Annotated in this window: 9 protein-coding genes; 7 read left to right on the plus strand and 2 right to left on the minus strand. The window is 67.0% G+C overall.

What is annotated here, in order from left to right; genetic code table 11:
- Positions 1-669 precede the first annotated feature (669 nt).
- Together LDO54_RS38295 and LDO54_RS38300 are read left to right on the plus strand one after the other, a co-directional pair.
- Positions 670-1,368: a dienelactone hydrolase family protein gene (locus LDO54_RS38295; protein ID WP_224018276.1), complete on the plus strand. Its 699-nt coding sequence runs from the start codon at positions 670-672 to the stop codon at positions 1,366-1,368.
- Positions 1,369-1,576: 208 nt separating this feature from the next.
- Positions 1,577-3,091 (plus strand): amidase, encoded by a 1,515-nt coding sequence (locus tag LDO54_RS38300; RefSeq protein ID WP_224018278.1) that lies wholly within the window; start codon positions 1,577-1,579, stop codon positions 3,089-3,091.
- 64 nt (positions 3,092-3,155) lie between these two features.
- On the opposite strand, the gene LDO54_RS38305 is transcribed toward LDO54_RS38300, so the two are convergent.
- Together LDO54_RS38305 and LDO54_RS38310 are read right to left on the minus strand one after the other, a co-directional pair.
- Positions 3,156-3,467, minus strand: a complete 312-nt coding sequence (locus tag LDO54_RS38305) for a high-potential iron-sulfur protein (protein ID WP_224018279.1) — start codon at positions 3,465-3,467, stop codon at positions 3,156-3,158.
- Positions 3,468-3,603: 136 nt separating this feature from the next.
- Positions 3,604-4,710: an NAD(P)/FAD-dependent oxidoreductase gene (locus tag LDO54_RS38310; RefSeq protein WP_224018281.1), complete on the minus strand. Its 1,107-nt coding sequence runs from the start codon at positions 4,708-4,710 to the stop codon at positions 3,604-3,606.
- A gap of 396 nt (positions 4,711-5,106) precedes the next feature.
- On the opposite strand from LDO54_RS38310, the gene LDO54_RS38315 reads away from it, so the two are divergent.
- The 5 genes from LDO54_RS38315 to LDO54_RS38335 all read left to right on the plus strand — a co-directional run.
- Positions 5,107-5,754 carry a hypothetical protein gene (locus LDO54_RS38315; RefSeq protein WP_224018283.1) on the plus strand — a complete coding sequence of 216 codons (648 nt, stop codon included), beginning with the start codon at positions 5,107-5,109 and terminating at the stop codon, positions 5,752-5,754.
- Between the two features lie 122 nt (positions 5,755-5,876).
- Entirely contained in the window at positions 5,877-6,680 is an 804-nt protein-coding gene (locus LDO54_RS38320) for an endonuclease/exonuclease/phosphatase family protein (RefSeq protein ID WP_405045075.1), read from the plus strand.
- Between the two features lie 137 nt (positions 6,681-6,817).
- Positions 6,818-7,501 (plus strand): LysE family translocator, encoded by a 684-nt coding sequence (locus tag LDO54_RS38325; RefSeq protein ID WP_436975780.1) that lies wholly within the window; start codon positions 6,818-6,820, stop codon positions 7,499-7,501.
- 700 nt (positions 7,502-8,201) lie between these two features.
- Positions 8,202-8,972: a ferredoxin--NADP reductase gene (locus tag LDO54_RS38330; protein ID WP_224018287.1), complete on the plus strand. Its 771-nt coding sequence runs from the start codon at positions 8,202-8,204 to the stop codon at positions 8,970-8,972.
- Positions 8,973-9,420: 448 nt separating this feature from the next.
- The coding region (locus LDO54_RS38335) for a sensor histidine kinase (protein WP_224018289.1) at positions 9,421-9,986 on the plus strand (566 nt) is incomplete at its 3' end.

Genomic DNA, 9,986 nt, shown 5'->3' on the forward strand with positions numbered 1-9,986 from the left:
GTTTCGAATGCCGTTTGTGACAGCGTTCGCGCACCATACTTGCGCGCAAGTGTAGGTGATCAAATTAATTTGGGGGACTTTTTTCAGATATCGGGGCGAGTACCAATAGGTTTTCACCGGAGCCCCGCGCGAAACCCTCAAAAAGCCCGCTGCGCCTTGCTCCGCAAGGCTTTCAAAATATGTTTGCAATCCTTTAGAAAGCCCCTTCCAGGGTGCGCCCGAATATTTTTTTGAGATTTTTGGCGAGTTAGGCAGACGGTATTTTTGACTGCTTGACGACAATGAATCTTCAAGCGCCGGGAGAGGCCAACGTTTGCGCATTTTCATCGCTCGAAAATGAGTTCGGATTCCTCGCTATATGCGCGTCTTTAAAGTCAGCCTTCGTTTAATTCATGACGCGCGGATGACATCGGAATTGAACAAACAGCGGAACCGTTTCGGTCATCCATGCGGGTCAATGGCGAATGGGATTCATGTTGTCCGCGCATGGATGGACGCACGCGGAGTTCGCCCAAACCCTCACCGCTAATCGGCGAAAATATTACGATCCGCTTGCGCAAACGACGCCCGCTGCAGACTGAGTCGCGCCTATGGCAAACTGGCTCCCCGTTTTAACGGCCCGGGCCGCACGAACCAGGCCGCACCCCATTCGCGAAGAAGGAGAGCAACGTGAGCGTAACGACTCGATGGATCGATATTCCCGCCGGCAAGGACAGTTTCGGCGCCTATCTCGCCCTGCCCAAAGGCGGCAAGGGCCCCGGCATCGTCATCATCCAGGAGATCTTCGGCGTGAACGGCCATATCCGTGACGTGGTCGAGCAATATGCGCTCGACGGCTACGTCGCGATCGCGCCGGACATCTTCTGGCGCAGCGCGCCGCGCGTCGAACTCGAATACACGGGCGCCGACCGCGACCGCGGCATCGAGCTGATGAAGGCCACCGATTTCAACCTCGTCGTGCAGGACATCGCGGCGACCGCCGACACGCTGCGCAAGCTGCCCGAGTGCACGGGCAAGGTCGCGGCCATCGGCTACTGCCTCGGCGGCCGTCTCGCGTATATGGCCGCGGGCAACGGCTCGGTCGACGCGGCCGTGTCGTACTACGGCGGCGGCATCCACACGCAGCTCGATCTCGCCGACAAGATCAAGCAGCCGATCCTGTTCCACTATGGCGAACTCGATCACGGCATTCCGCTCGATCAGGTGGGCCAGGTGAAGGAGCGTTTCGCGGGGCGCGACAACGCCGACGTCTATATCTACCCGGGCGCCGATCACGGCTTCAACTGCTCGGTGCGCGCGTCGTACAACCAGAACGCGTCGGTGCTCGCGCACGGCCGCACGCTGAGCTTCCTCGCCGAGCATCTCTGAGAGAGCCTCTCTAAGCGAGCCTCACTAAGCAAGCGAGCCTCGCTGATCGGCGCGACGGATTCGATCGCTTCGATCGCATCCATCGCCTGATGACGGCCATTGCGGCAGAATCGCTGCAATGGCCGTTTTTCTTTTGGGGCGATGCGTCAGCCCGGCCATTGCCGATATCCGCCGACTTCACTCACGACGCCAACCGGGAGCGCGCGCCTTGCAGTCCGACTATCTGGAATACGACGCCATCGGCCTCGCCGAACTCGTGCAGCGCCGCGACGTGAGCGCGCGCGAATTGCTCGACACCGCCATCGCGCGCGCCGAGGCCGCCAATCCCGCGATCAACGCGATCGTGCTCAAGGACTACGACAGCGCGCGCAAACGCGCCCAGCGCATCGAGCGCGACGGCGACGGCGTCGATGCACTCGCGCAAGGTCCGCTCGCGGGCGTGCCGTTTCTCGTCAAGGATCTGGGCGCGGCCGTCGCCGGCTTGCGCATGACGCTCGGCAGCCGCCACTATCGCCATTACATTCCGGCCGCCGACGCGCCCGTGGTCCAGCGCATCCGCGCGGCGGGCCTGAACATCTTCGGCAAGACGAGCGCGCCCGAACTCGGGCAGATGCCCTACACCGAACCCGAGCTGTTCGGCCCGTGCCGCAATCCGTGGAATCTCGATCACACGCCAGGCGGTTCGAGCGGCGGCGCGGCGGCGGCGGTCGCGGCCGGCATCTTGCCGCTCGCGCACGCATCCGACGGCGGCGGCTCGATCCGCATACCGGCCTCGTGCTGCGGCCTGTTCGGCTTCAAGCCCTCGCGCGGCAACCAGCCGACCACGGATCTGGCGCGCCCGCCCGGCGAACTGGGCGTCGATCTCGCGATTTCGCGCAGCGTGCGTGACAGCGCGCTGATGCTCGATCTGCTCGCGGGCGATCCCGGTCTCGCGCCCGGCGCGCCGGGCAGCTTTCTCGCGGCCGCGCGCGCGCCGCTCGGCGGCGGCAAACCGCTCGCGATCGCTTACATCACCGATCCGCTGTTCGCCGACGTGCTCTCGCCCGACGCGCGCGACGCGCTCGACGACGCCGCGAAGCTGCTGGCTTCGCTCGGCCATATCGTCGAGCCGATCGAGCTGGGCATGGATTTCACGGCCACGCGCGAGGCCTTCCTGATGATCTGGTCGATCGTCGCCGAGCAATACGTGCTGAACGCCGACAGCATCACGGGCATCAAGCCGCGCCGCCAGGACTTCGAGATTTCGACGTGGGCGATGGCGCACATCGGCCGCAAGTTCGGCGAGCGCGAACTGCCTGCCGCGCTCGAGGAGCAGCAGCGCATCACGGCGCGCTTCGACGATCTGATGAAACGCTTCGACGTGATCCTGTGCGCGTCGCTCGCGAGGCCGCCCGTGAAGATCGGCGAACTGAAGCCCACGCAGTCGGAGCGCTTGCAGATGCGCGCCGTCACCGCGATGCCGGTCGAGGCGCTGATGAGGAAACTGCTGACGGAAGCCGCGAACAAGGCGTTCGCGTGGGCGGGCTGCACCGAGATCTTCAACATGACCGGGCAGCCGGCGATGACGGTGCCGCTCATGTGGAATGCGCGCGGCCTGCCGATCGGCGTGCAGTTCGCGGCGCGCGAGAACCACGACGCGTTGCTGCTGCGTCTCGCCGCGCAGCTGGAGGCGGCGCGGCCGTGGTTCGGCAAGCGTCCGCCTCTGCTGATGGCGCGCGTCTAGACCCGCGCGCCGTTTTCGGTCTAAGGCCGGCCCGAGTGCCGGCCCTGAGCGCCGTGAAAAGCGCTTACGCCTTCTTGTTATAGGCGCTGCACCAGCCCTTGCCCGCGACCTGCTTGCCGCCGAACATCGGGCACGGCGCGAACGCGTCGGTGGCCTTGCCCTGGTAGAACGTGCAGTTGCTGCAATCCTGGCCGGCGGCGTACTTCGCGAACTTCGCCTTGTCGACCTTGGTGGCGTCGAGCTTGTAGCCGAGCGCCTGCGAAGTGGGATCGGATTCGGACGCCTTCGGCGCATCGGCGAAGGCCTGGCGCGACAGCGCAACGGTCGTGGCGACGCCAAGGCTCGTGATCAGAAAGCTGCGGCGGGACGATTTCATGGGACTTACTCCAGTATTGTGGGCAACACCGTTCTGACGACGGCGCGCGAGAAGCATAGCAACGATGCCGCGCCGCGTGAGCCTGCAATGCTGGAGATAAGAGACGCGCATCATCGCAACCCTGCGCGCCGCGCCATCAACCGGGTCCGGTCATCTCGCACACGCGCTGCGCGATCGCGAGCGACGCCGTGAGCCCCGGCGACTCGATGCCGAACAGGTTCACGAGCCCGCGCACGCCATGCGAGGCGCCGCCCTGGATCACGAAGTCGGCGGCGGGCTCGCCCGGCCCCGAGAGCTTCGGACGAATGCCCGCGTAGGCGGGCTGCAGCGCGCCGTCGGGCAGCGCGGGCCAATAGCTGCGGATCTGCGCGTAGAAGGCGTCGGCGCGACGCGGATCGACGTCGTAATCGATCGACTCGATCCATTCGACGTCGGGACCGAAGCGCGCCTGGCCGCCCAGATCGAGCGTCAGATGCACGCCCAGCCCCGCCTCGTTCGGCATCGGATAGATGAGCCGCGAAAACGGCACGCGCCCCGTCACGCTGAAGTAATTGCCGCGCGCGAGATAGAGCGGCGGAATGTGGCGCGGATCGAGCCCGCGAATGCGTTTGGCGAGCCGCGTCGCGTGCAGCCCCGCGCTGTTGACGAGCGCGGCGGCGCGGATCGCCGTGGGCGCGTCGCCGCCGGTGCGGATCACGAAGCCGTTCGGACTCGCGTCGATCGACTCGACCGGCGACTTCAGCGCGATCACCGCGCCGTCGCGCTCGGCGTCGCCTTGCAGCGCGAGCATCAGCTGATGGCTGTCGACGATGCCCGTCTGCGGCGAATACACGGCCGCCACGCATTCGAGCGCCGGTTCGAGCGCGAGCGCCTCCGAGCCGGTGATGCGCGTGAGGTCGAACACGCCGTTTTCCTTGCCGCGCGCGAGGATCGCCTCCAGTTGCGGGATCTGCGCGGGCGCGGTGGCGACCAGCAGCTTGCCGCAGCGCGCGTGCGCGACGTTGCGCGACGCGCAGTAGTCGTAAAGCATCTCGCGCCCGCGCACGCAAAGCGACGCCTTCAGCGAGCCGCGCGGATAGTAGAGGCCCGCGTGAATCACCTCGCTGTTGCGCGAACTGGTGCTGGTGCCGATGGCGTCGGCGGCCTCCAGCACGATCACCTCGCGTCCGCGCGCCGCCAGCGCGCGCGCCACGGCGAGGCCGACCACGCCCGCGCCGATCACCACACATTCGATCTGGTCCATGACGCTGCGTCCGCCTCCCGCTCGCTCCGAGCTTGTCCAAAAATTGTACGCCGCGCGCCGGACGGCATCGGCGCGCGTGCATGGCGAAGGCGCGCTGGCGTACATGGGCGGCGGCGGGGTTATCGGGGTCAGGTTGAGCGGGGTCGAATCGATTTTGAGCGGCGGCTCCGGCACTCCATTTGCTGTAACAGTTTTCTCGTAATTAGCGATGGAAACGCGCCGCCCTTGTCCCCACATCAAGGAAATACGGGGGTCGCCGCGCGCACCGGAACGCTGGAAAGCATCGGAAAAGCCGCGCGATGGCGCCAGAATCCGGCGGCCGCAAGCGCGGTGTTCGCGAACCCGGTATAGGATCGAAGGTCATAACGAACCCTGCCGAGCATGGAGCCTGTCGAGATGACGTTATGGAAGAACGGCCTGAGCGCCGCACTCGTCGCCGCCTGCGCGCTGGCTGCGAACGCGCAGGCCCAACAAACCGCGCAAACCGCGCCGCCGGTCGCCGCGTCGATCACGGTGACGAATCCCGCGCCCACGGCGGCCGCATCGGGCACTTTGCCCGCGTCCGCTGCATCGGCTGCGCCCGCCGCGTCGGCTTCGGCTGCGCCGCTCGCGCCGCAAGGCGTCGTCAACTGGACGCTGGAAGTGGACCGCGACGGCCAGAAGATCGACAGTTTCGAGGGCTCGACCACGGTCGGCCAGGCGCGCACGGACACGCACCACAAGGTCGTCACGCACAACGTGGGCTGCAAGGATCAGCCCGCGGGCAGCATCGACCTGCAACGCACGATCACGGTCTCGCCGCTGCAAGCCAACGCCAGCGGCGTGGTGCTCGCCATCGACGCCCAGGAAACGCTGGAAAACAACGTCGCGCCGAAAACGACCGACGGCTGCAAGCTGCCGCCGCAGCCGCGCCAGGTCAACGCGAGCCATCCGGGCCTGAACGTGCCCGCCGGCCAGTGGGTGAGCTGGCCGATCGTCGATCACGATCCCAAGCTCGTCTACCGCGTGCGCGCGAACCTCGCGCCGCCCGCCGCGGGGCCCTGACGGCGCGCCGGTCGCCACGAACCGGAGCGCGGCGCCCCCTTCGGCGCCCCCCTTCGGCGCCCCTCCTTCGGCTGCCGCCTCATCCCCCCTCAAAACGCGTAGCAACACTCGGCAACACACGCATGCGAAATCTCGAACAACCTCTCATCGACATGGACCCGGCCCACGCCGGGGACTTCGTCGCGGTGAGCTGGAACCTGCACAAGGGCCGCTCACCGCTTGGCTTTCAGGCCTGGGAAGCCATGCGGCGCTGGGTCCAGTCGACCCACGCCGACGCCTGGTTCCTTCAGGAAGCGATGGCGCGGCGTCTGCCGCAGCCGGTGCTCGCCTCCACCTTCGGCGCGCCGCTCGGCGATCCGATCGAGGATGTCTGGGAATGCCAGGCCACCGAAATCGCCCACGCGCTCGAACTCCAGATCGCCCTCGGGCCGAATGTGTTCAAGCCGTCGTGGCGGCACGGCAACGCCATTCTGTCGCCGCATCCGCTCGATCTGGGCGGACGCTGGGACATCTCCGCGCATCGCTTCGAGCGGCGCGGCCTGCTGGTCGCGCGCGCGAGCGTGGCCGGCCAGCAGGTGACGCTGCTGTGCGCGCACCTCGCGCTCACGCGCAGCGCGCGCCTCAAGCAGATGCACTGGATCGCCCACTGGATCGCCAAGGAAGCGCCGCAAGGGCCGCTCGTGCTCGCGGGCGACTTCAACGACTGGCGCAACGACTCGGTGCCGCTGTTCGCCGAACACGGCCTGCAGGAAGTGGCGACGCTGCTCGGCGAGCCCGCGCGCACGTTCCCGGCGTTCTCGCCCGCGCTCGCGCTCGACAAGATGTTCGTGCGCGGCCTGCAGCCCGTCGAGCTGATCACGCCGCCGCAGGAAACGGCGTGGCTCTCCGATCACCTGCCTTATATGGCGCGGCTGCGGCTGGAGTGATGCGAGACGGCGCGTCGGTCGTGTCGGCACGTCGGTCGCGTGCGGGGCGAACCGCCAGCGCGGCACGCGCGCGACAGTCGAAAAACTTCCCAGGGTCTGAGAAGCAAGCGCGTTAATATGTCGCGTCGCGCGCCTCGATGGTGCGTTTTCCGCTTCCGAGGCCCCGCGTGCATCACCTCGCCACCCTGCTCCAGATCGCCGTCGTCTACCTGTTCGCGCTCATCAGCCCCGGCCCGAACTTCTTCATGGTGACGCAGCTTTCGCTCGCCGGGCGACGCGGTCTCGGCATTGCGTCGGCGTTCGGCGTCGGCACGGGCTCCACGCTCTGGGCCGCGCTCGCGATGCTCGGCTTCGCCGCCGTGCTCCAGCACATCGACTGGCTCTATCAGGGCGTGCGCATCGGCGGCGCGCTGTATCTGCTGTGGTTCGGCCTCAAGCTGCTGCGCGCGGGCATGCGCCGCGACACCGCATCGCAGCCCGCCGCGCCCAGCGCTCCCGTTGCACCGCTGCCGCCGCCCGATCGCCGCGCGTGGCTGCGCACCTGGCGCGCGGGCTTTCTCACCTGCCTGACCAACCCGAAATCCTGCGTGTTCTGGACCAGCGTGTTCGCGGCCGTCTTTCCCGCGCATCCGCCGACGTGGTTCTACGGCGCGGCGCTCGCGCTGGTGGCGACGATGTCGTTCGGCTGGCACGCGGGCCTCGCGCTGCTGTTCGCCGATCAGCGCACGCAGCGCGGCTATCAGCGCCTGCGCCGCCCGATCGATGCGTTCTGCGGCACGGCGCTGATCGGTCTCGCCGCCAAGCTCGCCGCCGACCGTTGATCAACCGCTGATCGACGCTGATCAACCACCGATCAACCGCTGAAAAGCGCGGCGTCCGCTAAAACCCGCCAACGTCTGCTGAGGCATCCTGAGCGGTTTCAAAAGGTCTCTCGACCGTCGCGAATCTGCCCCGCCATCAGGGTCAATGGTGCGGCCTGTCAGACGTTCCGGTATCATCTGGGGCGAACATTCGCAGGCGCGCCTCGTTCGCGACGCGCGCCGCTCGCGGCAAGCGCGCCCGCTCCCGGCGGAACGGGCAGGACGGCCGGATTCGCTTCGAATCGAAACCGGACTAAATCGGGTCAAATTCGGCCCGGCGCGCCACGGCGCCGCCAGCGCCCGCCGATTTCAGTCGATTGCCAGCCAACGCCGGAAATGCCGGGCGATGGCCAGTCGATTGCCAGGCGATTGCCAGCGTCACCCGCCACGCCGCGCGCGTGCGGGCGCCAGCACGATGCCTCGCCTCACGCGGGCCACCCGCCCCTTGCGACGCGGCGCCGCCCACGAGGCGCGCACGCGGTAAAATGGCGGATTGCGCCTCGTTCGCATCGAGGCTGCGGGCTCGCAGCGGCATACCGCGTAGCAACCGGATGTCCGAGCCGCGCGCCGCGCATCGTCATACCGGGCCAGTCATGCACCGTCATGCACGGCCGGAAGGAACGCCCCGTCCGGCGGACCTCGTTTCGCATCATCAGGAACCATGAGCAAACACACCGAAGAAACCGTTCTGAGCGTCCATCACTGGACCGACACGCTTTTCAGCTTCACCTGCACGCGCGACCAGGCCCTGCGTTTCGACAACGGCCAGTTCACGATGGTCGGCCTCGAAGTGGACGGCAAGCCGCTGATGCGCGCCTACTCGCTCGCGAGCGCGAACTACGAGGAACACCTCGAATTCCTGAGCATCAAGGTGCCGGACGGCCCGCTCACGTCGCGCCTTCAGCATCTGAAGGTCGGCGACAAGGTGCTGATCGGCAAGAAGCCCGTCGGCACGCTGGTGGCCGACAACCTGCTGCCCGGCAAGGTGCTGTGGATGCTCTCGACCGGCACGGGTCTCGCGCCGTTCATGTCGATCATCAAGGACCCGGACATTTACGACCGCTTCGACAAGATCGTCCTCACGCACACCTGCCGTTTCGTCGATGAACTCGCGTACAAGGAGTTCATCACCGAAGAACTGCGCGAGCACGAGTACCTGGGCGAGATCGTCCGCGAGAAGCTGGTCTACTACCCGACCGTCACGCGCGAAGTGTTCGACAACCGTGGCCGTATCACCGAGCTGATCGACACCGGCAAGCTGTTCGCCGACCTCGATCTGCCGGGATTCACGCCGGAACGCGACCGCATCATGCTCTGCGGCAGCACGCACATGCTGCGCGACACCGTCGAACTGCTCGAAAAGGCCGGCCTGAAGGAAGGCAGCAACAACGAGCCGGGTCACTACGTGATCGAAAAGGCATTCGTCGGCTGATCGCGCCGACGGCAGCGGCGAAAGGCCGCAGCGCCCCACAAAGAACCGGAGCCTCGCGCTCCGGTTTTTTTTCGCGGTTTGCACGCAACAGCACTGCGCATAAACTAGCTTGGCAGTTACATTTTTCGCCGAATTCGCGTAGCTTTCTTGTCAGTGTTTTTCTGACAGAAATCGGAGAATCGCACCCGGGCCGGACTTCATGCCAGCTCTCAGGTTTCGCCGCTAAAGCCTTTCCCGACTGTATTTTTTCTCTTTTTGGGATAATATCGCGGCGCAACATCGGCCACTTCGGCACGCCTGACAGAGTCTCGTCAGGTTGTTACCGGATGTAAATTTCGTTACGCTGCGCCGAGCTATTCGGGGTCCCGCTTTCCGACGCGACGGGACCGCCGGGCCGACAGGCGCAGAGCAGGGAACCACGCGGGACCGGTTCCTCTACGGGGGAAGGATGGATACGTCGATTTACGCCGCGGGCAACGCGTGCGCGCCTGGCGCGGACGCGCCCGCGGCGCGCGCCAGCCACGCGGGCGGCGGCCTCTCCTTGCTGGCCAACGCCGACGGCGCACGCGCCGCGCTCGACGCCATCGCGCGCGTGCAGCGGCAGATTGTTGCGGCGGGCGCCGCGCGCGTGCATGCCGACGAGGCGGCGCGCCATCGCCTCGCGCGCGAGCTGCACGACAGCGTGGGCGCCGAACTCGCCGCCACCCGTTTCGCCATCGCCAACGTCTACACCTGGCTGCCCGCCGACGCGCCGCCGCAATGCGCCGACGCGCTCGCGCTGGTCGCCCGCTCGCTCGACGACGCCGCCAACGCCGTGCGCCACGTGCTCGACGGCCTGCACGCGCCCGAACTGGACGCGGGCCTCGCGACGGCGCTCAAGCGCTGGACGCGCGGCTTCGCCTCGCGCACCGGTCTGAGCGCGCGCTTCGCCGGCGGTAATTGCGACGCGCGCCTCGCGGCGCTGCCCGCCGAGGCCGCGCTGGCCGTGTTCCGCGTCGCCCAGGAAGCGCTCAC

The organism is Paraburkholderia tropica, assembly GCF_914484835.1.
GTDB lineage: Bacteria > Pseudomonadota > Gammaproteobacteria > Burkholderiales > Burkholderiaceae > Paraburkholderia > Paraburkholderia tropica_A.

Excerpts from the sequence above, each read along its gene's own strand:
- LDO54_RS38305 (WP_224018279.1), bottom strand. The coding sequence starts at position 3,467 with ATGAAATCGTCCCGCCGCAGCTTTCTGATCACGAGCCTTGGCGTCGCC.
- LDO54_RS38310 (WP_224018281.1), bottom strand. The coding sequence starts at position 4,710 with ATGGACCAGATCGAATGTGTGGTGATCGGCGCGGGCGTGGTCGGCCTC.
- LDO54_RS38315 (WP_224018283.1), top strand. The coding sequence starts at position 5,107 with ATGACGTTATGGAAGAACGGCCTGAGCGCCGCACTCGTCGCCGCCTGC.
- LDO54_RS38320 (WP_405045075.1), top strand. The coding sequence starts at position 5,877 with ATGCGAAATCTCGAACAACCTCTCATCGACATGGACCCGGCCCACGCC.
- LDO54_RS38325 (WP_436975780.1), top strand. The coding sequence starts at position 6,818 with ATGGTGCGTTTTCCGCTTCCGAGGCCCCGCGTGCATCACCTCGCCACC.
- LDO54_RS38330 (WP_224018287.1), top strand. The coding sequence starts at position 8,202 with ATGAGCAAACACACCGAAGAAACCGTTCTGAGCGTCCATCACTGGACC.